Raw genomic sequence first — 25,677 nt, 5'->3', positions numbered from 1 at the left:
GGTAAAACCTCTGATTTTAAAAATAATTCTTTAAGCGTATAATTAAATTCTTTCGTCAAAACATTATGCTAAATGTATCTATTTGACACTCTCAATTTCTTTGCCTATTTCTTTTCCATTTTCAAAATTATATCCGAGTAAATCCGCCAATGTTTTGGCAATCTGGTTTTGGAAAAGATTTTGTTTGGTGGCTATTTCTCCCGTCGCGGGTGTATCTGGCCCAATTACTGCCATCCAAATCTGTGCGGCATCTCTGATTCTCTGACCATGGCTGGTCCATTCCGACTTGTCTCTGTCTCCTCTACCGTGATCGGTCGTGATGATAAACGTGGTTTTGTCTTTGTATTCGGGTTGCGACTGGCAATAATTCCAGAGGTCGCTGAGGTATTTATCAAATGCATGAGCCGATTGTAAATATTCTTTGTACTTACCAGCATGAGCGTATCCATCGGTATCGTCAAAAGAAATAAACATGACTTTGGGCTTGTTTAATGCCACATATTCCTTTGCTTGGAAATAAGTTATAAAATCGTGTCGCTCAGCTTTGGCATGTGGAGCCAACAGTTGTATTTCATTGAGTAATTCTTGCTTTGGCGACAGCTTTCCTTCTACCAATTCTCGGCCAGAATTTACCGGAATACCACTCCTTTTGTCATTTATGATATACGGAAAAACATCCCAAGTACTGAAAGCCGCCACTTTTCCCTTAAATTTTGGCTGCTTATTTAGATACTCTAAAACTGTTACATTTTTATTATAATTTTTATCATTAGAATTTATCTCAACATCAGCAAAACCTGTGAGTAATTCATTGTAACCTGGATACGAGAATCTGTAAATATTGTCCACATCCATAAAGTTCCCTTTCCATCTGTTGCCGTAAATCTGACCTTCCTTAGTTAATGTTTTCCATAAAAACGGCATCAATATTTCCCTCCTATTCTGTGCTGATTTATCCCAAAACTCCTTAACAATTTCGGCAGAATCTGGTGTAAAAACCTTATTGAAAATAATAGCAGAATCAGCTCCAGCAAATACATCTTGCCAACGTAAACCATCCGAAGTTATAAGGAAAATATTCTCGGTTTTTTGGCTAAAAGATTGTATTGAAATAAGGGTAAAAACGAAAAATAATATTTTTTTCATGTATTTATATTTTCACGCAAAGACACAAAGAAATAATCATTCTCTTGAGTGTCTAAAACTTTTCATAGATGTTCCTTAAAAAAAGGGATTGAATTGACTTGGACTAAAATAAGACAAATTTTTAAGAATAACTCAAATACTTATTTTCAAAAGTACCATCTTCATACAAATCAATAATGGCGTAGCCAGGCTTTGTTTGTTTGTAATTGCCCATCCACCAGTTGCCACTGACGGCACCATTGCAGCAGTAGGTTATTTGGTTGTACTCAATCCTATCAGTCAGGTGTATATGTCCACTGATGGCCAGTTTGATGTTGGGATAATTGGCAAAAAGCTCTACCAAATCCTCCGTGTCGGAGTGCATCCAAGTTTCGGGTACACGCCATTCGCCATTCTTGAAATTTTTGCCATCTAAAAACACGCAAGCAGACAAAATAGGAATATGCGAAACTATCAGAATATGAGTCTCTTTTGGCGTTTCTTTAAGTTGATTTTTCAGCCAATCAAGTTGCAGTTCGTCTATTTTACCTTGGTAACCTTTCAAGTTCAATTTGCCTTGAACACTATCCAAAACTATCACCTTCCAGTTGGCGGCACTGAAGGAATAATAAGTTTTGTTCATTTCGAAATGATCCATGGCTTCCTTTTTGCCGTCTTCAAAACCCTGCAAATCGTCTTTTTTTCTATAAATGTCGTGGTTACCAACACAATTGTAAACAGGCAGTCTATTCTCAGATTTTATAACACTTTTATACAATTCCCATTGCTTTCCAATACTGTTCGACGAAGCATTGTGCGAACCCATGATGGCATCTCCACCGTTTATGACAAAGTCAATTTTCTGCTCTGAATTCTGAATATGGTGAAGGCATTTTTCGAACCCTTTGGCGGCACCAATGTGAGGCTGAATGTGGGTATCGGTGATGTGAGCTATTCGAATGGATTTCTTTTTTGGTGTTTCTTGGGCTAAAATTTCTTTCGGTAAAACCAGTCCACCTGTGATCAGTCCAAGACTTTTTAAAAGGCCACGTCTTTGCATTCGTTTTTTTTGCAAAATTCCGAACCCAAAATAACCAAATCATTAAGTGGGTGTTAAATGATTCAGTAAAAACAAAAATAATGAGAAATGCTTCCTTATAATCACAAAAAAGTCCGTTTGGAAAATTTGAAATCCACAATTCCAATAAAAACTCAATGGCCAATTTCAAATTTTTCATGAGAACCAATTCGATTCGGTGTCCCGATTTGTGAGTGTTTTTTTGCTTCGTTTTTTCAAACGGTGCGACGACTCGCAAAAATGAAGGCCGCCGGCCAGGCGTCGAAAGTATATAAAAGTCAATTCTGAAATAATAGATAAGATTTAATTTTTACTATAATTCTAATTTAACACTAGCTTAACCTCTCTAAAAATCCAGTTCCATATTTTTGTAAAATATAAAATAACAAGTCTTAAGATAATGAGGAAGATCATTTCCCTTCGCATCTTAGGGACGAAGCGGTAAAATAATGAAAAATATAGAACTGGTAATATTTGACATGGCAGGCACTACCGTCAGAGACCAAAAAGAAGTAGAAACTTGCTTTGCAGAAGCTTGCAAAATCACTGATTTAGACGTAAATGAAGAGAGAATATTAGCACTTCAGGGTTATTCAAAAATAGAAGTATTCAGAATGCTCTGGAATGAAAAAATAGGTGAATCACACGCAGAATTTGCCAAAAACGTACAATATAGCTATGAAAACTTTACAAGAATTTTAGAAGAACATTACGAAAATCACACCATTTTTCCCACTGACCATTGCCTAGAAATATTCGAATACCTTAAATCCCACAACATCAAAATAGCTTTAACCACAGGTTTTTACAGAAAAATAACCAACATCATCTTTCACAAATTGGGCTGGTTGGATGGACTTAATGAAGACTACTTTAATGCCTCTGGAAAAGGGATTATCGACCTTTCGATAGCTTCTGACGAAGTTGAAAAAGGTCGTCCACAGCCCGATATGATTCTAAAAGCGGTAAAAACACTAGGCATCAGTGACATAAAAAATGTCATCAACATTGGCGACACTCCGTCGGATTTGCAATCGGGTAAAAGTGCTGGTGTTTCTCTAAGTCTTGGTGTTTGCAACGGCACACATAGTAGAACTCAACTCGAAGCATATCCCAATGATGGCCTTTTAGTAGATCTGTCTGAGCTTAAGATTATTTTGGAAAGATAAAAGAACCATTGTTGGTCATTCAACAAACAATTAAACAGTTTTTCGTCAAAAACTGTGGAAAATAAAAAAGAAATGATTCCTTATAACAGCCAGCACTGTTTGAACACACTCAAAATTCTGTTCAAAAAAATTCTAATTTATGAAAAGACATTTTTACAGAATTTTGAGTGTGTGAGTTTGCTGGGTGCAGTTTTTTTTGGAGTCGGACCCCTCCGTTCGTTTTTTTTGAAAAAAAATGAAGGCTCCACCGGCAAGGCGACGAAAGTGATTTCAGAATCAAGTATATTATTTGATTTTGAAGTTTCCAATAATTATGACTAAGAACCAATTAACCCTTTGCGTCTCTGCGACTTTGCGAGAAAATTCAGAAAAATGAAAAAATACGACCTAATAGTAGTTGGTGCAGGCATAATGGGCACTTTCCATGCATTTCATGCTGCCAAAATGGGCAAAAAGGTACTTTTGCTTGAAAAAGATAATCGACCAGTAGGTAGCACCATTCAAAATTTCGGTCAGGTGGTTCCTTCTGGCTTAGATACTTACTGGCAAAAGTTCGGCATCAGAAGTTTGGAAATATTTGATGAGCTACAAGCTGAAGCTGATTTTACTTTAGTTAAAAACGGAAGTGTGTATATAGCCTCTGACGAAGATGAATTGAATCTAATAAATGAAGTTGCTGAGTTGCACAATAATGCAGGTTATACCCAAGAAATTCTTTCCAAAACAGCAACAAAAGTACATTTTCCAGACATAAATTCGGACTATATAAAAAGCTCTATTTTTTATCCAAAAGAATATAGCGTGAATTCTTCAGAGTTTATCTACAAACTGATAGACTACTGTGTGGAGAAGTTGGGTGTGGTTTATAAAAGCTATACAGCCGTGATAAACGTGGAAGAACAAAATGGAGACGTAAAAGTTGAAACAGCAGGCAGCGAAGTATTTTTGGCTGAGAAAACCATCATTTGTAGCGGTTATGTTTTCAATCTTTTGTTTCCCGAAATCTATCAAAACAGTGGCTTGATAGTGAGTAAATTGCAGATGATGAAAACGCTGCCTTTGAAGCAATTTAACCTCAAAGCCAACATATTAACTGGCCTTACTATCAGACGATACGAATCTTTTGAGGAATGTCCGTCTTTTGTAAAACTCAAAACGCCCGATCATTTATTGGAACTTAAAAATTGGGGAATTCACATTCTTTTCAAGCAATTGCCCGACGGCAGTATCATAGTGGGCGATTCGCACGAATATGCTGGCGTGAGTGGGGTGGAAAATCTGGGATTAGGCGTAAATGATTATATCAACGACCTCATGAAAAACGAGGCAGAATTGATTCTGAATATTCCCAGAAACAGTTATGCACAAACTTGGGCGGGTTATTATGCCCAACATCCTGACGGAATTTTTGAACATAAAATATCAGAAAATATCGAAATCAGAACAGGAATAGGCGGCAAGGGAATGACCACCAGTGCGGGTTATGCCGAAGCCAAAATCAACCAATTGTTTCGCTAAATTCGTATTCTTTTTGCTTGGTATATTTCTTCTCAAAAAAGAAAAACTGCACCGCAATCAATAATATTCCCAGATAACCAGTCGCTTCACTGAGTTCCAAAAGTGTCTGACTATAATTTATACTTTTCTCGCTAAATTCCTTGTAAAACAGCAGCACCACACTACCCAAATACCCAACACTATCGCACAAATACACAAAGAACCCCGCATTGCCCTTAATCCTTTGATATGCTATAAGCCTCTCAAAATAAGCAATCTGTATCAACAAATAGGGCAGATAAAATCCAATACCTAGCGTAGTCATCCATATTTGTGGTGAAATAATGTCCGCCCGAAAAAGATAATTACTCAAGAGTATGGAAAGCAAGGAAAAAACAATCATGATCGTGATGGCGTAATAGGCTGTGCGGTTGTTTTTGAAAAAAGCAATAAACGCCAAAAACACCATAACCACCGAAGCAATAATGGTTTCTGTCTTAGCAAAAATCAGTTTAGAATGCTGGCTGTCAATCTGATGCCAAATCTCGACCGCAAAATTGTCTCGAAAATCCCGGAGCGTTGTGAAAAATGCATACACCAATATGATGGTTAAAATACCAAAACCATACTTCGAAAGTATTTTCACTTTTTCGGTATTGTTCATCGGTTTGCGAGAGACTTTTACCAGTTGTTCTTCCTTGTTTGGAGGCGGAATTTTGCTCAACATCCACACAAAAATGGCAAAAGCGGGCAAAAAGATAACACCTACCACAAAAGGCATCCAAAATTCAGAAAAACCATAATAACCTTGAATATAAAGATACACGGATTTCAAAATTCCTGAAGTCATGATCATATTGATGCTCAAGCCAATACCCAATATTTCGGTAAACCTCCGCCCCTCCAAAAAACTAAAAAGTACACCCCAAACCATGCCCAAAGGCAAGCCATTAATAAACAAAAAAGGGAGATTGTAAGGTGCTGGCACCCAACCAAAAAACAGAAGAGCCAAACCAGCGATGGATATCAAGGAAATAATGAGCTTGATTCTTTGTTGCGGCTGAAGCTCTGATATGATTTTTACGCCGATAAACTTAGAACTCATATAACCCAACACTTGCATGATGATATAGACACTTTTGAGGCTCATGCCCCAAAGCACATAACCATCAAACTGGGCCGTAAAAAAGGGCTTTCGAAAGGCATAGGTACAAAAATAAGCCCCAAAAGCCGCAACAAAGCACCAAATATTGAGTAAAAGTGGTTTTCTGGTTAATCGAGCCGAAAGGTATTCCACAATCTGTTTTTTACGCAAATTGGGTTTCTAATATTACTACAAAGTGAAGCAGTTTTTATGAAATTGATATGAATTGGTGGGGGTGAGATTGTGAAATTAGAGTACTCCTTTGAAATTGGTTAGTTTGTACTTTCTAGCTCTACAATGATTGTACTGTCTTTACCGCATCATGCAAGTTTCACTCTTTAAAAAGCTAACGTCCAAATTCAAATCAAACTACAACCCCATTATTATAAAAAAACTCAGGCGAAATGTCATAATCCATTATGGTTGCATCTTTGGATACCACAATTTGAGGCCAATAAATTTCTCCAAAATCCCCCAATTTTGCATTTTTAAAAATAGTTTCATCTAATAGGCTAGATACACCATTTAAATGTAAATGATTCTTAATCCGAGGATAAACACCCAATCTCTTAATTTGTCCATCATTAAACTGTCCAGTTATTTGAAAAGAATTGATGTCTATTATTTTGCTAATTCTTACCATATTACTGCAAGGGATTTATCTTATGAAATTCTTTAGTATTCCACATTTTCAATAATTCATCTTTATGTATTTCAGCCCAAGCTGAGACTAGCTTAAGTTTATGGCTAGGAAAAATCTCCATGAACTAGACTCCGTCGAAGGTCGATATACATTATTGTATGTCGGCCTTTTTTCATTACAAAAGCATTAATGAAAGATTATAAAAACAAGGGGTATCAGAATATTATTTAGTAAATATGTCGTTTTTGTGGATAATACTTAGAAATTACAGAGACAACGTTTTTAAGTCAAAATACATTAGTCTTGTTTCATCATCTATATCACCTGAGGTTAAAAAAACAAAGTCGTTTCTCTGGTAGAAATTTAAAGAATTCCGGTAGCCATCTAAAGTGATATATCTACAACCCGTTCTATTGTTGCTTAAAAACATTACTTTCAAATAATCTAATATCATTTTACCGATACCTTTTCCTTGATAATCAGAACTAACACCAAGTCGCCCAATCTTCATACAAGGGTAACTTTTAAGTCTTTTCCTTTGAGGATATTTTTTTCTTATTTTATTCCAAGCCTTCTTGTCTTCTACCTTTAAGTCATGGATATTTATTTTATCATTCAAAAGGCTAAAATAAGCAACAGTAGTGTCATCTTTTTCTAACAAGTAAGTTATAGCAAGGAATTCTCTTTGAAATTCTTTTGAGTCATTAAAGAGAAACTCATTCAAATCTTTCTCTCCACAATCGAACGGCTTTATGTCGTAATCTTCATTTAGTCTAACTAACTTGAAATCCGAAATATCCATCAAAACCTTGAAATTGATTGAATTTTATCAAAGTTTGCTTGCATTTTTTTTCTTGCATCATCAGAAATCTTCACTGAGTTGGTCATTTGCCTCTGGAACCTTACAGCGTCTTGACCTTTTAAAATGGGGGTCTCTTTTATTGGCTTTGCCATTTCTATTTAAATTAAATGTTATTACTGTTAGTATAAGTCTATAGTCTTAACAAACCGATATACAGAACTACTACTAACTCTTCTATTAATTGCTTAATTAAGTTTGCACAATTACAACGTAAAACTACTACTTCTTTATTAAAAAAAGATATTTTAATTTATTTTTTGTAACTTTCTTTTATGCCGTAACAACAAGAACCACACCAAGTTAGTTTGTTTTTTCTATTATTATAATTGCGTTAACACTTTACAACCCCAACATCTATTAACGCAATTATATAACTACCCCATCTAGAACTCTATCATTGTAGCTATACCATAATACCCTACATTGAATAACCTCTTCATATAAAGCGACTTATATAACCTTTCCCCGTTTGGTATATAATTGATGCTCATTGCTAGGCTTTCGAAGTCTATGAAAACTAAAAGAAAATCGAAAGATATTTCGTGGAAGTCTCTATTTGATGCAATGGAGCTGGACCAATCAGTTGACGATTTTGTTGAAGACTTAAAAAATGAGAGAAAATTTGGTAGTAAATCTATTGAATCGTAGAAAATACTGGCATTAAGTTAGTTTCACGACATCATAACTCAGAAATCCAATCGAATAAAACTTAACTGCCGCTTCAAAGGTGGTAAGCATTTAAAATCACCTAGCTACCTCAATCTTCAATTTCTTCCCCTTAATTTTTTGGTCTTTGATGTTTTTGAGGAATGAGGAAACTTGGGCTGTTGCGATGGCCACATAAGATGCGAAATCTTGTACTTCTATTTTGCCCAAAGCGTCTTTTTCTATTCCGCCTTTTTGTAAGCAAAAACCTACGATGTCTATTTTGTTTATCTTGTCTTTTTTGCCTCCACTAAAGTAAAGTGTGGTCCACGATTCTTTGGTAACACCTTTGGGGCTTTGGTCTAAAACCAACTCTTCGGGCAACTGAGTGATGTATTGTGGTGTTTTTTGGCCTTCTTCCAAAAAGAAATAAGCTACGCCAGAAGCGTTCATTCTGGCTGTACGGCCGTTGCGGTGTACAAACTCCTGCTCATGAAAAGGCATCGAATAATGTATCACATTTTCCACCTCAGGAATATCCAAACCTCTAGCGGCCAAGTCGGTACTCACCAAATACCTCACACTTCCATTTCTGAATCTTATCAAGGCTTTTTCACGGTCTATTTGTTCTATTTTACCATGAAAAACTCCGCAATTGATGCCGTTTTTGGTCAACAGATTGGCCACTTCTTCTACCTCATCTCGCTGATTACAGAAAATCAAGGTCGGAGTCTGGCTGATTTGTCCAAGAAGAATATTCAAGGATTTTATCTTGTTGTTAGTCTTTACATATCGCAGAGCCAAGCCTTGGTTTCGCTGGCCATCATTTATAAAATCTATGGTATTTATTGCATCAATATTCAAAAAGCCAGGTAAGCTAATTCCTTGTGTGGCAGACACAAAAACGTATTTATTCAGATTGGGCAATCGCTCCAAAATAAACTGCAGCTGTTCATGAAATCCCATTTCGAGCGACTTGTCGAACTCATCAAAAACAATGGTTTTCACCTGCTTGGAATCTATGGTATGTCTGGTGTAATGATCGGCTATTCGACCAGGTGTGCCCACCAACACTGCTGGAGGATTTTTGAGACTGTTTACCTCCACTTCCATGCTGTGGCCACCATAGAACGCACTTATTTTATGACCCGAACCCAAGGTTTTCCACACTGACTCTATTTGTAATGCCAATTCTCTCGTCGGCACCAGTATCATGGCCTGAATTTGGTTTTCTATTGGCTCCAAAATCTCCAGTAAAGGCAGCAAAAAAGCCAAGGTTTTACCCGATCCTGTGGGCGACAAAAGAAGGGTATTTCTATTTTCTAAGATACTCTTTTGAGTGATTAGCTGCATTTCGTTCAATGCCTCTATGCCTATTTTAGCCAAGATTTTTTCCATATACAAAGGTACGGAAAGTTTTGAGTGGTTGTTTTTTTTGAAACATATAGGCATATAGGTATCATAGGTTTCGGTAACTTTTTTACACACACAGGTATCATTGAGTCCTATGTTCTCTATCCTTCTATGTGTTTTTTAATAAATTATGTGTTTATCAAAAAAAAGAAAGCTTTCTTCCAGTTTTGTTCTGAAAAAATTACCTTGCAAAAAATTTAACCCTAAATGAAAGAAAATAAACCCAATTACTTGGTTCCGTTTGTGTTGGTCACCTGCTTGTTTTTTATGTGGGGCTTTGCCAATAACCTCAACGGCATCCTTATTCCACACCTTCGTAAAGCCTTACAGCTGAGCAATATGCAATCTACTTTTGTAGATACCGCAGTTTATTTGGCTTACTTTTTAGGAGCCATTCCGGCAGGTTTGGTCTTGAAAAAATTTGGTTACAAAAAGGGCATAATTCTGGGTTTATTGGTCTTCAGTTTGGGAGCTTTTTTGTTTGTTCCAGCCGCCAATTCTCGTACCTACGGTATTTTCCTTTTGGGTTTATTTATTATCGGTATTGGCTTAACTATTCTTGAAACCGCGGCCAATCCTTACGCCACAAAACTCGGTGACGCCAAAGATGCCACCACTAGACTCAATTTGGCACAATCGTTCAATGGCTTGGCCGCATTTTTAGCTCCAATGGTGGGCACCATCTTCATTTTGTCAGGCAAAGAGTATTCTTCTGAGGAACTTAATCTGTTACCAGAAGTCGAAAAAATCGCCTATTTGACCTCTGAAGCGGCTTCAGTAAAAATGCCTTACATGATTTTGGGCGGATTTTTATTGGTGATAGCCGTACTTTTTATGGTTTTGAAATTCCCAGAATTTAAAGAAGAAGACCAAGGCGAAACCACTGGCAGCATAGCCGGAGCCTTAAAACACAAACACCTGACTTGGGCCGTGATTGCACAGCTTTTTTACGTAGGAGCACAGGTTTGTGTAACCAGTTTCTTTGTCAGAATGGCCATTTCAGGTGGTGGCGTAGACGAAAAAACCGCTGGCTATTATCTCGGAATTTACGGAATTCTCTTCATGGTGGGTCGCTTTTTGGGAACCTTTATCATGAAATATCTTGCCCCAGCCAAGCTGTTGAGCATTTACGCCGCCATGTGTATTTTGCTTAGCTTAGTGGCTGTCTACGCTGATGGCAAAAACGTAGTTTTGGCTTTAGGTGGACTGGGTTTTTTCATGTCTATAATGTTTCCAACAATATTCTCATTAGGAATAGAGGATATGCTTGAAAACACCAAACCTGCTTCATCTCTGATAGTAATGGCAATTATTGGTGGTGCTATTTTTCCTGTTATAATGGGTTATATCATAGATAATTCAAACGATAACATTCAGGTCGGTTATTGGGTACCTTTGGTTTGTTTTATAGTGGTTTTGTATTACGGATTGGTAGGTCACAAAAAAGCGGCTTGATATGAAAAGATACTGTTTTGCTCTAGATTTGAAAGACGACGAAGCCTCTATTGCCGAGTACGAAAAAATACATGAGAACATTTGGCCAGAAATTCGAGAAACGATTGTGGTGGCCGGCATAACCGACATGCAAATCTACCGAATTGGCACCCGAATGTTTATGATTATGGATACCAAAGACGACTTTTCGTTTGAAGCAAAATCTAAAGCCGATGCTGAGAATCCGATTGTCCAGAAATGGGAAAACTTTATGTGGACGTTTCAACAAGCTTTACCCATGGCCAAACCTGGTGAAAAATGGGTGATGATGAAACAGATTTTTGGACTGGTGTAGTGACTTTATTGAACACGGATTAACACGGAATTGACACGGATTTCATTTAAACATACTTTTATCTATTTGATATCTGTCTTTGTAAAACTTACACACCAAAAGAAAATTAATTTATGAAAATATTCGACTATTTTAAAAAAGGTAAAACAAAGACAAAAACGAAACCTTTGTTGGACGAAGCGAAAGAAATTAACCTATTTGAAAACGATATCAATAGTGATTTTTTTTTACAAAAAGTAGCAGAAATAGAAGATATAAATAAAAAATATCAAAAAGGACTAAATCTTCTTCATTTTGCTTGTGAATACAATAATATTCAATTAGCAAAAGAATTACTTCAAAGAAACATAAACATTGAGGAAAAGAATATTTACGGAAACACACCCTTATGGACGGCAGTTTTTAATGCAAAAGAAAAATATGAAATGGTAGACTTGCTTTTATCATACAATACAAATCCAAATTCGATAAATAATGCTGACAATACTCCATTAAAATTTGCAATAACAATAGGTGATAAAGTATTAATAAAAAAATTGACGGAAAAAACGACGAATCACTAACAAGGGTTTTGCCTGAGACTGTCCGAAGTGTAAAATTCAACAATAGCTTTTTAATTGAACTTTAGTAAGAAATTCAGCTTTTGTGCTTCGATTTCCCACCCGAACGCAAAGTCTTGAAACGTAATCCCCAATATAAGTTTGCTATCTATCTTCTTAGCACATGAAGCAGACAAGTATGGATTGTTCAAAAATATCCTTTTATCCGTGTCAAATCCTTTAAATCCGTGTTCCATTCACGGCGTGTTCCATAAACCAAAGATAACATTTCCTGTCTAATCTTCGTAATAGATAAAAAGACCCAATTATACCAATATGAAATACCTACTTACAGCCGTTTTGTTCCTGTCTCAGTTTGCTTGTGTGAATAAAAACAACGACAATCTCGACCCTGAAACTGTAGCCACCAATCCCGATTGGACGAAGGCCAGCCACAGCAATGATGTCGAGCCGGATTATGAGACGGTTTTTCCCCAAGACAAAGTAAATACGTTGGAAATCACGATTGGAAAAACAAATTGGGAAGCCATAAAAGCCGATATGGTGGCCAAAAACAAAGGTACTTTTGGTGTTGGCGGTGGACAACAACCAGGAGGTGGTGGACAAGGTGGTGGTGGTTTGCCGGGTGGTAATGGTGGTGTGGTGCCAAGCTTTGGAGAAGAACCCGAATATGTAGAGGCTTCGGTAAAATTTAATGGAAAAAAGTGGGAAAATGTTGGATTCAGATTGAAAGGCAATTCTACATTGAGTTCGACATGGAAATCAGGAATTTACAAGCTACCGTTCAGACTAAAATTTGATGAATTTGAAGATGCTCACCCCGAAATCAATGACCAAAGACTTTATGGATTTAAAGAACTTTCCTTTTCGGCTGCCGTAAAAGACAATTCATTGATAAGAGAGAAAGTTTCGGCTGATATTTTTAGAATGGCCGGAATTCCTGCTGCACAAACGTCTTTTTACAAACTTTATATTGACTTTGGTGATGGTCTTAAATATTGCGGTATATACACCATGGTAGAAGTGGTAGATGATACCATGCTGAAAAAACAACTGGGCGAAGATGCCGGAAATATCTACAAGCCCGAGTCTAACTTCACGAGTTTTTCGGAAGCTACTTTTGAGAAGAAAAACAACAAAACTGAAGCTGATTATTCAGATGTAAAAGGTGCAGTGACAGCCCTAAACGCTACAAACCGTACCACCGACCCGGCTGCTTGGAGAGCTGGTTTAGAAAAATACATGAACATGGACCAGTTCGTCAAATGGCTGGCAGTAAACTCCACGCTGGTCAACTGGGATACTTATGGAGCCATGGCTCACAATCATTATTTGTATAATCATTCGTCAAAAAAACTCCTTTGGATTCCTTGGGACAACAACGAAGCCCTCACGAGCCAAGAACGAGTAAAACTCAATCTTTCGGGCGTAGCTACCACTTGGCCACTGATAAAATATGTTTCGGAAGACCAAGTTTATTATGCCAAATACAAAACCTACGTAAAGGAATTTAACGATAACACCTTCACTACTAGCAAAATGAATGCACTTTTTGACAATGCGACGAATATGATTACGCCCTTTGTTAATGGTTCAGAGAAAGAGGCTGCTCCCTATTCAAACTTGACCAATGTTTCACAATTTACGTCCGCTTTGCCTATTCTAAAAACGCATGTCGTGACTAGAAACAATGCCGTAAATGCTTTTGTGAAATAACAAATTTCATTTTAAAGGGTTAAAACAGCAACTGAAAGAATAGAAATGCGTATATTTCTAATTCTAATTGCTTATCAACCTTATTCTATGAAATTCTTATTTTTCTTTTTGCTTCCTCTTGCTTCTTTTGCACAAATCAATCCTGACAAAATAAATATTGTGAGAGATCAGTGGGGTGTTCCACATATTTTTGCAAAAACCGATGCAGAAGTAGCTTATGGATTAGCATACGCCAATGCCGAGGACGATTTTAAAACCATGCAACTGACTATGTTAATCGGAAAAGGAATGCTGGGTAAGCTCAAAGGAAAAGATGGAGCAGCAGCGGACTATGCCGTCCAATTGCTTAGATGTAGAGAAATTGTGAATGAAAAATACGATACTGACTTATCCGAAGACTTCAAAAAGTTGATATCTGGATATGTTCAAGGAATAAATGCCTACGCCAAAAGTCACCCAATGGAAATATTGGTCAAAAAATCATTTCCAATTACCACCAAAGACTACATGACTTCCATAACCTTCTCTCTCTGTGTTATTTCTGGGGCAGACCGTGAATTAGGAAATCTTTTTAAAGGCAATAACAAAACGCTGGATAGTTTTAAAGCGGCAGGATCAAATGCCTTCGCCATTTCGTCATCAAAAACTACTGATGGCAAAACTTACTTAAACATCAACCCTCATCAGCCCTTAGAAGGCCCAGTGGCTTGGTATGAAGCACATTTGATTAGTGAGGAAGGCCTCAATATTTTAGGCGGAATGTTCCCAGGTTCGCCTGTGATTTCGTTGGGAGTAAATGAAAACTTGGGTTGGGCTCATACGGTAAATTATCCGGACAGAATAGATATTTACCAATTAGAAATGAACCCAGCCAACAAAAACCAATACAAATATGACGGACAATGGCTAGATTTAGAACAAAAAACCATCAAGTTGAAAGCTAAAATTAAAGGGCTGACCATTCCTGTAAAGAAGAAGGCCTATTGGACCAAATATGGAGCAACTGTAACGAACAACAAAGGCACTTTTTCGATGAGAATGGGTGCGAATCAAGACATTAGAGGCATGGAGCAGTGGTACAGAATGAACAAAGCCCGAAACTATTCTGAGTTTCGGAAAGCTATGGAAATGGTGGCGATTCCGATGTTCAACACCATGTATGCCGACAAAAACGATACGATATTTTATGTGAGCAATGCGAAAATTCCTTTGAGAGAAAAAGGCTATGATTGGCAAAATACCGTACCCGGAAATACCTCAAAAACCCTAACTACTTCTTTCCATCCTCTTGAAGATTTACCACAATATTTGAATCCAACGAGCGGATATTTGTTCAACACCAACCACTCACCGTTTAATGCCACAGACAAAAAGGAAAATCTAAAAAACGAAGATTTTGACTTAACCATGGGCTACGAAACCCTACAAAACAACCGCAGTGAGCGTTTTGAGGAGCTTATAGGTGCCTACGAAAAGCTAAGTTATGAAGATTTCAAAAGAATAAAATATGATAATCAGCTGCCTAAAAATTTAAAATTCTCGGTTGACATTGATGAATTATACAAACTCAATTCAAAGGAATATCCTGATTTAGAAACACTTATCGACAGAATACAACAATGGGACAGAAAAACGGATGTGAACAGCAAAGGTGCTGCTTCATTTCTTATCCTTTATTATGAATTAAGGAAAAACATAAAAACCATTGACTACAACAATAGACCGATAATTAGCAAAGAAAGCATTTTGGAATCTTTAAAATCTACGAAAGAGTATATGATGACGCATTTTGGCAGCACTGAAATCATTTTGGGCGACTACCAAAAATTGGTGAGAGGCAATATAGAAAAACCGATATGGGGAATGCCCGATGTGTTAACAGCCTCTCACGCCAGGTCTTACAAGGATGGAAAAATAAAAGTTGAACAAGGAGAATCGTACATTGCTTTGGCTCGTTTCACAAAAACCGGATTGCCTGAAATAGAAACTATGATCAGTTACGGCAATTCTACAAATGAAAAAAGCCTACATTTTGCTGACCAAATGGAACAATATTTGGCCAAACAGCCCAAGAAAATGACACTTGATAAGGAAGAAGTTTTGAAAAACGCAATTAGGAATTATCATCCGAAGTGAAAAACTATATATAAAAACCTCCTTCCGGAGGTTTTTATATTCGAATGGATTTTTTGTTACAAATACTAATTAATTGCAACAACCACCTTCCCTTTCGCCCGACCAGTTTCCACATACACCAAAGCCTCATTGGTTTGTTCAAACGGAAATACTTTATCGATTACTGGCTTGATAATTCCAGCTTCTATTAATTTAGTAATTTCGCTTAATTGATTCCCATCCGCTCGCATAAAAAGGAATTTAAAATGGACTCCTAATTTCTCAGCCTTTTTCTTTGCTCCTGAGCTTAATAATTTGGTCACAAATTTCAAGTGCCAAGCCAAGCCAATTTCTTGTGCAAATTCAGGCGTCGGCGGACCTACTAAGGAAATAAGCTGACCGCCTTTTTTAAGGATGCCTAAAGACTGCTCTAAAACTATTTTTTCACGGTTGCTGTGTAATACCAAATCATAATCTTTTAGCAAAGTAGAAAAATCTTGTGTTTTGTAATCGATCGCCAAATCGGCTCCAAGGCTTTTTACTAATTCAATATTTTTAGAACTTGTTGTTGTAGCCACAAAAGCTCCTAAATGTTTGGCCAGTTGAATGGCAAAAGTACCTACACCACCCGAACCAGCTTGGATGAAAACTTTTTGTCCTTTTTTTACATTCGCAATTTCAACCAATGCTTGCCAAGCTGTTAAACCCACCAAAGGAACAGAGGCGGCTTCTTGCATAGAAAGGTTTTTGGGCTTTGGTGCTAAATCATTTTCATTTACGGCAATGTATTCTGCAAATGTGCCAATTTTGTAATCAGCTACTCTTGAAAAAACTTCATCTCCTACTTTATATTTGCTCACCTTTGCACCTACTTTGGTGATTACACCTGCCATGTCGTGCCCATTGATAAGCGGTGTTTGGTAAGGAAGGAATAGTTTGAATTCTCCCCATTTTATCATAGAGTCCAATAGATTTACACCTGCGGCATGTATCTGCACCAATACTTCGTTTTCTGCGATTGTCGGTTCTGCCACTTGCGTAAGTCGCAATTGTTCTTTTTTGCTGTATTTTGTTACTTGAAATGCTTTCATTTTATTTGTTTAATTGTTTAAGTACATTTTTCTCTAAGACTCCATAGGCGAAATGTTGAAGATTGAGCAAAGTAGAAGTACCCTTACCCACAATGTTTCTAAACTTAGGTTTATCTATTTTTACTACTTTAAGTATCTTAGCAGTAACCAATGCAGGGTCTTCTGCGTTTTTCACTAAGTCATTTGTGAATTTTTCAATTCTGGTTCTCAATGAATCGTAATCATCAATTTTAGCAATTGGTGCTGAAGAATTATCTAATATGCTGGTTTTAAAAGCAGAAGGTTCTATCATAGCAACACTAATATTAAACTCATCCAATTCATATCTTAATGCTTTGAAATAACCTTCGAGTGCGTGTTTTGAGGCAGCATAGTAAGAAGCATTTGGAAATGAAACTAATCCCACAATTGAACCTACGGTAATTATTTTACCCAATTTTTGTTTTCTAAAATGAGGTAACATGGCGTTAGTAACCTTGATAGTACCCCAAAAATTTGTTTCAAACTGTTTTCTACCAAGCTCAATAGGAATTTCTTCAGCAATACCATTTACCAAAAATCCAGCATTATTAATAAGAATGTCGAGTTGACCTATTTCTTTAAATAACCTTTCGGGCAACGTGTTTATAGATTGCCCCGAATCAAGATCGAGTGAAATCATTTTGAAAGGAACTGTCGATTGTATTTTTTCTGGGTTGCGACTCGTACCAATTACATTATAACCTTTGCTATGTAACCCATTTGCTATAAGTAAACCAAAGCCCGATGAAGCTCCTGTTATTAAAATATTTTTGCTCATTTCTATTTCTATTTAAATTTAAAATGTAATTTTGCTTGCAAATTGCAAGTGCAAATATACAAAGCACTTTCAAAATGCAAGTAATTATTTAAATTATTTTTACAAAATGTCAAAAATGAGGTCTGAATGCCCAATAAGTTGTTCTCTTGAAGTATTTGGAGACAAGTGGTCTTTATTGATTATCAGAGACTTAATTTTCTATCAGAAGTCCACCTACGGAGATTTTTTAAAATCAGACGAAAAAATTGCAACAAACATTTTAGCGTCCAGATTACTGGCTCTTGAGGAAAATGGAATTATTGAAAAGCGGGAACACCCAGACAGCAAAGCAAAAGTTTTGTATAGACTTACCAACAAAGGGATAGATTTATTACCTATTATATTTGAAATTCATCTTTGGGCAGAGAAATATTTTCCAATTCCAGAAGATTTACAAGAAATGGTAAATGATGCCAAAAAGAATAAAGAAGTGGCCTTAAATACAATGATGGAGGGGTTGCGAAAGCAATTGGAGGAAGAAGTGGTATGATGTGTAAATAAGGACTCAAATACAAGAATATGTTGAATCAGTGACTGTAATTTCTTCTCCTTTAAATTTCCAAAAATTAAAATCACCAAAATTTTCATAAAAAAACCTCCATTCGGAGGTTTCAATTTATTGGGTTTTGTTGTTCATATTATGCTTTTCCGGTAAGTATTTGACTCCAGTACATGCGTGGAAGTACCTGTTTTTTAAGCTGGTACATACTCCAACGCTCTTTCGATTGGTCGAAAGGAAAAGTCTCCATAGGGTTGTTATTATAATCAAACTCTGCCAGTACCAATTTGCCGTAACCTGTCACCAATGGGCATGAAGTATAGCCTGTATAGTTGCCGTCCATTTGTTGATTGCTCATCACGCTGAGTAAATTAGCCACCACTACCGGAGCTTGCTTCCTAATAGCCGCACCGGTTTTTGAAATAGGCAATCCAGCGGCATCTCCAAGAGAAAACACATTTGGGTATACATTATGTTGTAAATTGTTAATGTTTACATCTACCCAACCCGCAGAATTTGCAAGCGGACTTTTGCTGACAAAATCTGGAGCTGACTGTGGAGGTGTAACGTGCATCATATCAAAATCTACCCAAGTCTCTACGCCCATGTTGCTTTCAGCCATTCCTACAAACCGTGCTCTTTTGTTTGGACCATCAATTTCTTCCAAACGCTCCATTAAGTGCAATTTAATGTCTGCTCTTTTGCAAACTTCCAATAAGGTCTTTTCGTATTTGGCTACCGCAAACAACTTGGCCGCACCGCTCCAATACTGAATATCGCATTTGTCGAGCAATCCATGTTTTCTGAAATAATCCGCCGCCAAATACATGATTTTGTGCGGTGCTCCACCGCACTTTACTGGTGTATGCGGATTATGAAATATAGCCTTTCCTCCTTTAAAATTCTGCAAAACCTCAAAAGTATAAGGAGCTGTTTGGAAACTGTAATTGCTACAAACATTGTTTTTCCCGATGGTTTCTGGCAGACCTTTTATAGCCGACCAATTGAGTTGAATACCAGGACAAACCACCATATAATCGTAGGTATAGCTACCTCCAGAGGTGGTAACCGTATTTTTCTCAGGAGCAAAAGACTCAACGGCTTCCTTTATCCACTTGGCTTTTTCAGGCATTACGCTGGCTTCTGAGCGTTCGGTTTTTGCTATATCAAACGCACCACCGCCTACCAATGTCCAAGCGGGCTGATAATAGTGCTTATCTGCTGGATCAATAATGGCGATGTCCAATTTAGCATTTTTCCTAAATAATTGTGCCGCTACCGAAATACCGGCATTTCCTCCTCCTACAATTATGATCTGATGATGGCTCATGGTTAAATATTTTTAAGAATTACTAAAATCTCCAATCGAATTACACTTAAAATAGTATAATTTTTTCTTGCAAATTTCCTAAAAATATAGAATTCAAGATAGTATCAATTCTTATTTGTATGGCACAAATTACTTATACTTTTTAATACTATGGGAAGTAAGGAAATTTTAACGGAAAATTCAACGTAACTCAATATTCTAATTGACAAATACTTATATAGTATCCGAAATCGTTACGATGATTGGCAATAGTACTACTTATTGATTAGGCCAATTGAGTTCTAAATTGTTCGGGAGTTTGTCCTACAGATTTTTTAAACATTCTTATAAAATAAGAACAATCGTCATAGCCCAACGCATAGCCCATTTCGCAAATAGATAATGGAGAATGGATCAGCAGACGTTTCGCTTCCAAAATCACCCGATCACGGATCATTTCGCCAGCTGTTTTGCCTAAGGCTGTAGAGCAAATGGCATTTAGGTAATTTGGCGTCATGTTTAGTAGGCTGGCATATTCCTTGACACCTTTTATGTGTTGGTAATTCTTTTCGATTAAACCTTCAAACTGATGGATTTTGGTCAGAACAAGTTTTGAACCTGAAGTAGAATAATGTGGCTCGTAGACCCGCAAGGAGCGGATTAAGATAATTTTTAAAAGCGTTTTGATAATAGCCTCATGGTGTGTTTGACCTTTCTTAAATTCATTGAGCATGTCTTCAAAAAAGTGTTCGCATACCGTAGCCTCATTTTGATCAAAGATTACCATTTGGGCTTCGTTGGCACTATTATGAAAAAAAGGCAAGTTTGGCAAAGAGAAAATCGGCTCGGCCACATTGTAAAATTCTTTCTTAAAAAACATCGTAAAGCCCTTAATATCAGCAGAAAGATTCCATTCATGCACCTGACCGTCGTTCATAAAGAAAAGCTGATTCGGTACCACCTCAAATTGTTTGAAATCGATGTCGTGCGTACCGCTGCCTTGTGTTATATAAATGAGATTATAGAAATCGTGGCGATGAGGAAAAACCACGTCAGTCATCAAAGCAATGTGGTCTTCCAGCCGTCGAATGTCAAGATTCATTTTAACGTGCTGGTCGCATTGATTTATCTGCTCAATGGTATATTTGGGGATACTTCTATTCAAAACTTGAATATTTACAAGCCTGCTTTGATATAAGACCAACCTTGCTCTTGTTTAATCACAATTTCACCAATACCCATAGGCACAGTTTGCATAAACGGCAAAAGCTGCTCTTTCTTGATTTTCTTTTGTTTCATAGTATTTTCACAGACCACCATTTGGATACCTTCTTTCTCCACAAAACTCTGCAATTCATTTGCAAAAGTGGTCTTTTCGGTCATAACCATAAAAATACCATTTCCGTGAAAAACCACCTCCACTTGCGACTTTGGCCATCCTTCTTTGAAGTTTTTAAGGTTATTTATAAGCGATTTTTGTGACAAAGTATCTCCAGAGACGAATTGAAAAACGGTTTTGTGTTTGCTGCCATCGTCAATTTTTTGGGCAAAAACAGAAACCGTAGAAATAAGTAAGAAAAAGAATATTTTTTTCATGTTTGAATTGTTTAGTTTGCCTTTTTTTGAAATTGAGACTATTTTTTGTTTTTAGCTTTTTTAAAATCTTCTATGGGTTTGAATGGCCCAAACTTATGTTGCTGCTCAGAAAAACCGTCATCATAAGGCCCAAAGGGATGATCGGCTGGTTTTGCCGATATTTTTGGCCAATCTTTACTTAAATCTTTATTGGGGCGGGCCCTAGAATTTACATAAGCCGCTATGTCCCAACTTTCCTCGTCAGTCAGCTGAGGCTTTTCATAAGTGGCACCAAAAGGCATGTTGGCTTTGATATAGCCTGCGAATCTTGACAAACGATACAAGCCAGCTCCAACGTTGTAAGAATGCCCTCCCCAAAGTGGTGGGTAAGTATATGCAGTACCATCGAAATTCATCACTCCTTCCCCATTTTGTCCGTGACAGGTAACGCATTTTTGCTCATAAGCTATCTGTCCTTTTAAGGGATCCGCCGCTCGTTTAAGATTTTTGAGTTTCCAAATTCCACTACCAGCAGGAATGGAATCTTTGGGAACAAACTGACCAACAAACTCAATGTAGCTTTTCATAGCTAACATTTCTCTGCTGTTAGAATCCAAGCCCTTTCCATTTAAACTTCGTTCAAAACAGTCATTGATACGTTTTTGAATGTTTTCAATAGTTCCGCTTCTGCCTCTAAACTTTGGATAAGTCGACAAAACCGCCCCGTAATTATTCCCCCAAGGCCTAGTTCCAGCATCTAAATGGCAATTTTGACAGTTCATTCCATTCGACATCGCTCTAACTTTCCCTTTTGGACCTAGATAAACCGAAGTATTTGCAATAAGTTCTTTTCCATATTTTATGAGTTCTGGGTCTTTTTCGTGTACCAAGGCATCCATGCTCATGGCTTGCCATAATGGTTTTTTGTAAACAACCGAATCCTTTGGCATTTCCTCAATTGCAATTTTATTTTTAAAAAGTTTTGGGAAATCTGTAATCAATAACAAAATAAGAATAAAAGCCAACATAGTCGAAGCTACCAGTATATTGCGGAGGATGTTGAAGTTTATAGGTCTATTATTCACAATTTCAATGAGGAAGGTGTTTTTGCAACAAACCGTATGTCCATGTACCAAAAACCGCACTTAGAAAAGTAACTATCACTACCAAATACCCAGAGCCAATCTGAGCAAATAACGGCCCAGGACAAGCTCCAGTAATAGCCCAGCCCAAACCAAACATAAATCCTCCGTAAATTAATCCTTTGGAAAATGGTTTTTTAGCAATCACAATCTCTTCGCCATTCAAGGTTTTGATATTGAGTTTTTTGATAATAAATAAGGATATCATCCCTACCACTACTGCGGTTCCGATTACGCCATACATGTGAAAACTCTGCATTCTGAACATTTCTTGGATTCTAAACCAAGAGATAATCTCTGCTTTTACAAACACAATACCGAAAAGTGTACCCACTATCAGGTATTTGATATTTGACAAAAAACTCTCACGTTGAGCTAACTCATTTTGAGCATCACAACTTGGATTTATATCTACTTTCATAATTTATTTATTAATTAGGTTAAAAATAATAGGTAATCCGAGGTGAGTCATGGCAAATCCTCCCAACATAAAAAATATAGTTGCCACCAAAGAGGGCCATTGCAGACTAGCTAAACCCATGATGGAATGCCCAGATGTGCAACCTCCTGCGTAACGTGTACCAAAACCGACCAAAAAACCACCAATTATGAAGAAAAACAAGCCCTTAAGTGTAAATAAATTGTCAAAACTAAAAATATCCGTAGGCATCAAATTTTTGAAATCACTTACACCAAAGACCCTTAAATCGTCTATGGTGCTTTGAGCTACTTGGATATCCGCTTCATTCGCCAATCCAAATGTTCCTAAAAACCCGCCCAACAACACACCAAAAACAAAAAACAGGTTCCAGATTTCGTTTTTCCAATTGTACTTAAACAAAGGGATATTGGCCGGAATGCAAGCCGCACAGATATGCCTAAGGGAAGAAGAAATACCGAAGTTTTTGTTGCCAATAATTAAGAGAACGGGAACTGTAAGGCCAATAAAAACCCCTGCAACTGACCAGTGCCAAGGCTGTTTTATAAATTCCAACATGTTTTAAAATTTTTATGGTTTAAACACTCAAAAATAACACTTGATAACTGTTATAAATTCAAAACAAACCCCTTTAAGCATGAAATGGAATTCAAATTGAAATTACAAAGCAAGTAAATTTAGAAAAATAATTTGGGGTACAAAACCTGCACCCTAATTATCGACTTACTATTTAACCCTTAAATATATTCTTATTTCATTTTTGATTGGCACACAAAATCGCTTTTTGGAATATCTGTAGCAGAAATTGCCGCAAAACCGCCATTGACATCAATCAAATTGTCAAATCCGCGAGATTTTAGAATGGAAGCCGCTATCATAGACCTATAGCCACCTGCACAATGTAAGTAGTTGGTCTCAGTTTTTGAGAATTCCGCCATGTTTTTACTAAGATTTGCCAACGGGATGTTCATGGCTTCATCTACATGTTCTGCAGAATATTCGGTCGGTTTTCTTACGTCTTTTACAAGTATTTTACCCTCAGTTTCCTTAAATTTCGCAGCAAAGTCTGTGGCACTGATGGATTCAATATTATCAGTTTCTTTACCTGCTTTTATCCAAGCCTCCATGCCACCATCTAAATATCCAATAATATTGTCATAACCCACCCTAGACAACCTCGTTATCACCTCCTCACGATTTTCTTCGTCAGCAACAATCAAAATGGGCTGTTCAATATCTGTCAAAAGTGTACCAACCCAAGGGGCAAAGTCACCTTTAATTCCAATAAAAATAGCGTTGGGAATAAATGCTTCTTTAAAGATATGTTGCGGCCTTGTATCAATCATGATGGCACCAGTTTCATTTGCAGCAGCCTCAAATGCAGCTGGCGAAAGAGCCTGTACTTGTGATTTCACTACATCTACGTTTTGGGCTCCCGTTTTGTTCATCATTACATTTTTTGGGAAATAATATGGTGGAGGTACCAATTCTAAGCCATCCGTAACTTCCTTAATAAACTCTTCGCGGGTCATATTGGCTCTTAGGACATAATTAAACATCTTTTGGTTGCCCAATGTGTCGTAGGTTTCTTTACTCATGTTTTTGCCACAAGCTGAACCTGCACCATGTGCTGGATAAACCAAAATTGTGTCTGGCAAAGTCATGATTTTGTTTCTGAGTGAATCAAAAAGAAAACCAGCTAAATCATAAATAGTTAAGTCTGATTTCTGAGCCAAATCTGGGCGACCAACGTCTCCAATAAACAAGGTATCACCCGAAAATATACAATATTCTTTACCGTTTTCGTCGAAAAGTAAATAAGTTGAAGACTCCATAGTATGACCAGGTGTATGAAGAACTTTTATCTTAAGCTTGCCCACTTCTAATATTTGCCCATCTGTGGCTATTAAAGCTTTAAAATTTGGTTTGGCTGTTGGTCCAAAAACGATGGTTGCTCCTGTTTTTTTGGAAAGTTCTAAGTGACCACTTACAAAGTCAGCATGAAAATGCGTCTCAAGAATATACTTGATTTTTGCACCATTTTCAGCAGCTTTTTCTATGTATTGATTTACTTCGCGAAGTGGATCAATAATCACACATTCTCCTTCAGATTCAATGTAATAAGCTCCCTGAGCCAAACATCCTGTATAAATTTGCTCTATCAACATAATTTTATATTATTAAAATCAATTCCAATCCAATAAAAATTTATTTAAAAATCAGTTCTTTTACGAGGATATAAATACCCATAATCAATACAAAATATCCAAAAATGGGCTTAAGTTTTTCGTCTTTTACTTTTTTAGACAAATGACTTCCCAAGAAAATCCCAACTGACGCTATGGACGTAAAAATTACCAAAAATTTCCAATCAATAACAGAACTCCCGTTGACATCACCCATAAAACCAATGAGGGATTTAAGACCGATAATGACCAGTGAGGTACCAACAGCTTTTTTCATGGGCAGCTTGGCTAAAAGCACCAATGCGGGTATAATCAGAAAACCTCCGCCTGCTCCGACAAAACCTGTAATCATACCTACACCCAACCCTTCGAGCAAAATCAACAAATATCTATAATCCACCTCTCCTACCGCTCCATCAACTTGATTTTTCCCTGGCTTAATCATTGAATAAGAGGCGATTACCATCAAAACCGCAAAAACCAACAACATGAGAATAGGCTTGGTAACCATATAATCGCCCACACTGAAGATTTCTTGTGGAATAATTGGGACCAAAAACTGCCTAGTAATGTAGACACTTATGATGGAAGGTATTCCAAAAACCAAAGCAGTTCGCCAATGAATATTTCCTTGTTTTATGTGGCTTGTGGAGCCTAATAAACTGGTAAAACCAACGATAAAAAGAGAGTAGGCTGTAGCCAAAACAGGGTCAATATGAAATAAATATACCAAAATAGGCACTGTAAGAATAGACCCTCCACCGCCAATCAAGCCAAGAGAAATCCCCATTAAAAGTGCCCCAAAAAATCCTATTATCTCCATTGATCCAATCAAAATTGTA

The 25,677-nt window shown here is 37.1% G+C and carries 26 protein-coding genes; 8 read left to right on the top strand and 18 right to left on the bottom strand.

Annotated elements, in window-relative coordinates; genetic code table 11:
* Positions 1-78: 78 nt before the first annotated feature.
* Both EGI26_RS19175 and EGI26_RS19170 read right to left on the bottom strand, forming a co-directional pair.
* Entirely contained in the window at positions 79-1,146 is a 1,068-nt protein-coding gene (locus EGI26_RS19175; RefSeq protein ID WP_255080688.1) for an alkaline phosphatase family protein, read from the bottom strand.
* A gap of 121 nt (positions 1,147-1,267) precedes the next feature.
* Entirely contained in the window at positions 1,268-2,185 is a 918-nt protein-coding gene (locus tag EGI26_RS19170) for a metallophosphoesterase (RefSeq protein ID WP_255080687.1), read from the bottom strand.
* Positions 2,186-2,652: 467 nt separating this feature from the next.
* Here EGI26_RS19170 and EGI26_RS19165 point away from each other — a divergent pair, with 467 nt between their 5' ends.
* Positions 2,653-3,372, top strand: coding sequence for an HAD hydrolase-like protein (locus EGI26_RS19165; protein WP_255080686.1), 720 nt, complete (start codon positions 2,653-2,655; stop codon positions 3,370-3,372).
* 372 nt (positions 3,373-3,744) lie between these two features.
* On the top strand, positions 3,745-4,890 hold the full coding sequence (locus EGI26_RS19160) for a TIGR03364 family FAD-dependent oxidoreductase (RefSeq protein ID WP_255080685.1): 1,146 nt from the start codon (positions 3,745-3,747) through the stop codon (positions 4,888-4,890).
* Here EGI26_RS19160 and EGI26_RS19155 read toward each other — a convergent pair.
* The 6 genes from EGI26_RS19155 to EGI26_RS19135 all read right to left on the bottom strand — a co-directional run bounded on the left by EGI26_RS19155 (position 4,871) and on the right by EGI26_RS19135 (position 9,561).
* On the bottom strand, positions 4,871-6,184 hold the full coding sequence (locus EGI26_RS19155) for a DUF5690 family protein (protein WP_255080684.1): 1,314 nt from the start codon (positions 6,182-6,184) through the stop codon (positions 4,871-4,873). The two genes, EGI26_RS19160 and EGI26_RS19155, sit on opposite strands and share 20 nt — an antisense overlap.
* A gap of 193 nt (positions 6,185-6,377) precedes the next feature.
* Positions 6,378-6,656, bottom strand: a complete 279-nt coding sequence (locus tag EGI26_RS19150) for a hypothetical protein (RefSeq protein WP_255080683.1) — start codon at positions 6,654-6,656, stop codon at positions 6,378-6,380.
* 1 nt (position 6,657) lies between these two features.
* Complete coding sequence (locus EGI26_RS21325) at positions 6,658-6,777, bottom strand: DUF4160 domain-containing protein (RefSeq protein WP_409035385.1); 120 nt, start codon at positions 6,775-6,777, stop codon at positions 6,658-6,660.
* Positions 6,778-6,921: 144 nt separating this feature from the next.
* Complete coding sequence (locus tag EGI26_RS19145; RefSeq protein WP_255080682.1) at positions 6,922-7,458, bottom strand: GNAT family N-acetyltransferase; 537 nt, start codon at positions 7,456-7,458, stop codon at positions 6,922-6,924.
* Positions 7,458-7,610, bottom strand: a complete 153-nt coding sequence (locus EGI26_RS19140) for a hypothetical protein (RefSeq protein WP_255080681.1) — start codon at positions 7,608-7,610, stop codon at positions 7,458-7,460. The genes EGI26_RS19145 and EGI26_RS19140 overlap by 1 nt, the downstream gene beginning before the upstream one ends.
* Before the next feature lie 652 nt (positions 7,611-8,262).
* Positions 8,263-9,561, bottom strand: coding sequence for a DEAD/DEAH box helicase (locus tag EGI26_RS19135; protein WP_255080680.1), 1,299 nt, complete (start codon positions 9,559-9,561; stop codon positions 8,263-8,265).
* A gap of 222 nt (positions 9,562-9,783) precedes the next feature.
* Here EGI26_RS19135 and fucP point away from each other — a divergent pair, with 222 nt between their 5' ends.
* The 5 genes from fucP to EGI26_RS19110 all read left to right on the top strand — a co-directional run bounded on the left by fucP (position 9,784) and on the right by EGI26_RS19110 (position 15,777).
* Positions 9,784-11,031: an L-fucose:H+ symporter permease gene (gene fucP / locus EGI26_RS19130; protein ID WP_255080679.1), complete on the top strand. Its 1,248-nt coding sequence runs from the start codon at positions 9,784-9,786 to the stop codon at positions 11,029-11,031.
* A 1-nt stretch (position 11,032) separates the two neighbouring features.
* Entirely contained in the window at positions 11,033-11,365 is a 333-nt protein-coding gene (locus EGI26_RS19125) for an L-rhamnose mutarotase (protein WP_255080678.1), read from the top strand.
* A gap of 113 nt (positions 11,366-11,478) precedes the next feature.
* Entirely contained in the window at positions 11,479-11,928 is a 450-nt protein-coding gene (locus EGI26_RS19120; RefSeq protein ID WP_255080677.1) for an ankyrin repeat domain-containing protein, read from the top strand.
* A 312-nt stretch (positions 11,929-12,240) separates the two neighbouring features.
* On the top strand, positions 12,241-13,641 hold the full coding sequence (locus tag EGI26_RS19115; protein ID WP_255080676.1) for a CotH kinase family protein: 1,401 nt from the start codon (positions 12,241-12,243) through the stop codon (positions 13,639-13,641).
* An 87-nt stretch (positions 13,642-13,728) separates the two neighbouring features.
* Positions 13,729-15,777, top strand: coding sequence for an acylase (locus EGI26_RS19110; RefSeq protein ID WP_255080675.1), 2,049 nt, complete (start codon positions 13,729-13,731; stop codon positions 15,775-15,777).
* Positions 15,778-15,842: 65 nt separating this feature from the next.
* On the opposite strand, the gene EGI26_RS19105 is transcribed toward EGI26_RS19110, so the two are convergent.
* Together EGI26_RS19105 and EGI26_RS19100 are read right to left on the bottom strand one after the other, a co-directional pair.
* Positions 15,843-16,847: an NADP-dependent oxidoreductase gene (locus EGI26_RS19105; RefSeq protein WP_255080674.1), complete on the bottom strand. Its 1,005-nt coding sequence runs from the start codon at positions 16,845-16,847 to the stop codon at positions 15,843-15,845.
* A gap of 1 nt (position 16,848) precedes the next feature.
* A complete protein-coding gene (locus EGI26_RS19100) occupies positions 16,849-17,646 on the bottom strand; it encodes an SDR family oxidoreductase (protein WP_255080673.1) in 798 nt (265 codons plus the stop codon).
* A 115-nt stretch (positions 17,647-17,761) separates the two neighbouring features.
* Here EGI26_RS19100 and EGI26_RS19095 point away from each other — a divergent pair, with 115 nt between their 5' ends.
* The gene (locus EGI26_RS19095) at positions 17,762-18,175 is read left to right on the top strand and encodes a helix-turn-helix domain-containing protein (protein ID WP_255080672.1); all 414 of its coding nucleotides are present in this window, start codon (positions 17,762-17,764) and stop codon (positions 18,173-18,175) included.
* 148 nt (positions 18,176-18,323) lie between these two features.
* Here the strand turns inward: EGI26_RS19095 and EGI26_RS19090 are convergent, their stop codons facing one another.
* From EGI26_RS19090 to EGI26_RS19055, 8 genes are all read right to left on the bottom strand, one after another.
* Entirely contained in the window at positions 18,324-19,514 is a 1,191-nt protein-coding gene (locus EGI26_RS19090) for an FAD/NAD(P)-binding oxidoreductase (RefSeq protein ID WP_255080671.1), read from the bottom strand.
* A gap of 265 nt (positions 19,515-19,779) precedes the next feature.
* Positions 19,780-20,658, bottom strand: coding sequence for a helix-turn-helix domain-containing protein (locus tag EGI26_RS19085; RefSeq protein ID WP_255080670.1), 879 nt, complete (start codon positions 20,656-20,658; stop codon positions 19,780-19,782).
* Positions 20,659-20,669: 11 nt separating this feature from the next.
* A complete protein-coding gene (locus EGI26_RS19080) occupies positions 20,670-21,089 on the bottom strand; it encodes a DsrE family protein (RefSeq protein WP_255080669.1) in 420 nt (139 codons plus the stop codon).
* Positions 21,090-21,127: 38 nt separating this feature from the next.
* Positions 21,128-22,162, bottom strand: coding sequence for a c-type cytochrome (locus EGI26_RS19075; protein ID WP_409035387.1), 1,035 nt, complete (start codon positions 22,160-22,162; stop codon positions 21,128-21,130).
* Positions 22,158-22,631: a DUF6691 family protein gene (locus tag EGI26_RS19070; RefSeq protein WP_255080667.1), complete on the bottom strand. Its 474-nt coding sequence runs from the start codon at positions 22,629-22,631 to the stop codon at positions 22,158-22,160. The genes EGI26_RS19075 and EGI26_RS19070 overlap by 5 nt, the downstream gene beginning before the upstream one ends.
* A gap of 3 nt (positions 22,632-22,634) precedes the next feature.
* Positions 22,635-23,207 carry a YeeE/YedE family protein gene (locus tag EGI26_RS19065; protein WP_255080666.1) on the bottom strand — a complete coding sequence of 191 codons (573 nt, stop codon included), beginning with the start codon at positions 23,205-23,207 and terminating at the stop codon, positions 22,635-22,637.
* Positions 23,208-23,398: 191 nt separating this feature from the next.
* Positions 23,399-24,817 carry a rhodanese-like domain-containing protein gene (locus tag EGI26_RS19060; RefSeq protein ID WP_255080665.1) on the bottom strand — a complete coding sequence of 473 codons (1,419 nt, stop codon included), beginning with the start codon at positions 24,815-24,817 and terminating at the stop codon, positions 23,399-23,401.
* A 40-nt stretch (positions 24,818-24,857) separates the two neighbouring features.
* A complete protein-coding gene (locus EGI26_RS19055) occupies positions 24,858-25,658 on the bottom strand; it encodes a sulfite exporter TauE/SafE family protein (protein WP_255080664.1) in 801 nt (266 codons plus the stop codon).
* Positions 25,659-25,677: the final 19 nt, after the last annotated feature.

Source organism: Lacihabitans sp. CCS-44, from assembly GCF_024343735.1.
Lineage (GTDB): Bacteria > Bacteroidota > Bacteroidia > Cytophagales > Spirosomataceae > Leadbetterella.
Note: the sequence above shows the minus strand (reverse complement) of the source record. Positions and strands in the feature narration are given on the sequence as shown.

Excerpts from the sequence above, each read along its gene's own strand:
- EGI26_RS19175 (WP_255080688.1), bottom strand. The coding sequence starts at position 1,146 with ATGAAAAAAATATTATTTTTCGTTTTTACCCTTATTTCAATACAATCT.
- EGI26_RS19170 (WP_255080687.1), bottom strand. The coding sequence starts at position 2,185 with ATGCAAAGACGTGGCCTTTTAAAAAGTCTTGGACTGATCACAGGTGGA.
- EGI26_RS19165 (WP_255080686.1), top strand. The coding sequence starts at position 2,653 with ATGAAAAATATAGAACTGGTAATATTTGACATGGCAGGCACTACCGTC.
- EGI26_RS19160 (WP_255080685.1), top strand. The coding sequence starts at position 3,745 with ATGAAAAAATACGACCTAATAGTAGTTGGTGCAGGCATAATGGGCACT.
- EGI26_RS19150 (WP_255080683.1), bottom strand. The coding sequence starts at position 6,656 with ATGGTAAGAATTAGCAAAATAATAGACATCAATTCTTTTCAAATAACT.
- EGI26_RS21325 (WP_409035385.1), bottom strand. The coding sequence starts at position 6,777 with ATGGAGATTTTTCCTAGCCATAAACTTAAGCTAGTCTCAGCTTGGGCT.
- EGI26_RS19145 (WP_255080682.1), bottom strand. The coding sequence starts at position 7,458 with ATGGATATTTCGGATTTCAAGTTAGTTAGACTAAATGAAGATTACGAC.
- EGI26_RS19140 (WP_255080681.1), bottom strand. The coding sequence starts at position 7,610 with ATGGCAAAGCCAATAAAAGAGACCCCCATTTTAAAAGGTCAAGACGCT.
- EGI26_RS19135 (WP_255080680.1), bottom strand. The coding sequence starts at position 9,561 with ATGGAAAAAATCTTGGCTAAAATAGGCATAGAGGCATTGAACGAAATG.
- fucP (WP_255080679.1), top strand. The coding sequence starts at position 9,784 with ATGAAAGAAAATAAACCCAATTACTTGGTTCCGTTTGTGTTGGTCACC.
- EGI26_RS19125 (WP_255080678.1), top strand. The coding sequence starts at position 11,033 with ATGAAAAGATACTGTTTTGCTCTAGATTTGAAAGACGACGAAGCCTCT.
- EGI26_RS19120 (WP_255080677.1), top strand. The coding sequence starts at position 11,479 with ATGAAAATATTCGACTATTTTAAAAAAGGTAAAACAAAGACAAAAACG.
- EGI26_RS19115 (WP_255080676.1), top strand. The coding sequence starts at position 12,241 with ATGAAATACCTACTTACAGCCGTTTTGTTCCTGTCTCAGTTTGCTTGT.
- EGI26_RS19110 (WP_255080675.1), top strand. The coding sequence starts at position 13,729 with ATGAAATTCTTATTTTTCTTTTTGCTTCCTCTTGCTTCTTTTGCACAA.
- EGI26_RS19105 (WP_255080674.1), bottom strand. The coding sequence starts at position 16,847 with ATGAAAGCATTTCAAGTAACAAAATACAGCAAAAAAGAACAATTGCGA.
- EGI26_RS19100 (WP_255080673.1), bottom strand. The coding sequence starts at position 17,646 with ATGAGCAAAAATATTTTAATAACAGGAGCTTCATCGGGCTTTGGTTTA.
- EGI26_RS19095 (WP_255080672.1), top strand. The coding sequence starts at position 17,762 with ATGAGGTCTGAATGCCCAATAAGTTGTTCTCTTGAAGTATTTGGAGAC.
- EGI26_RS19090 (WP_255080671.1), bottom strand. The coding sequence starts at position 19,514 with ATGAGCCATCATCAGATCATAATTGTAGGAGGAGGAAATGCCGGTATT.
- EGI26_RS19080 (WP_255080669.1), bottom strand. The coding sequence starts at position 21,089 with ATGAAAAAAATATTCTTTTTCTTACTTATTTCTACGGTTTCTGTTTTT.
- EGI26_RS19070 (WP_255080667.1), bottom strand. The coding sequence starts at position 22,631 with ATGAAAGTAGATATAAATCCAAGTTGTGATGCTCAAAATGAGTTAGCT.
- EGI26_RS19065 (WP_255080666.1), bottom strand. The coding sequence starts at position 23,207 with ATGTTGGAATTTATAAAACAGCCTTGGCACTGGTCAGTTGCAGGGGTT.
- EGI26_RS19060 (WP_255080665.1), bottom strand. The coding sequence starts at position 24,817 with ATGTTGATAGAGCAAATTTATACAGGATGTTTGGCTCAGGGAGCTTAT.
- EGI26_RS19055 (WP_255080664.1), bottom strand. The coding sequence starts at position 25,658 with ATGGAGATAATAGGATTTTTTGGGGCACTTTTAATGGGGATTTCTCTT.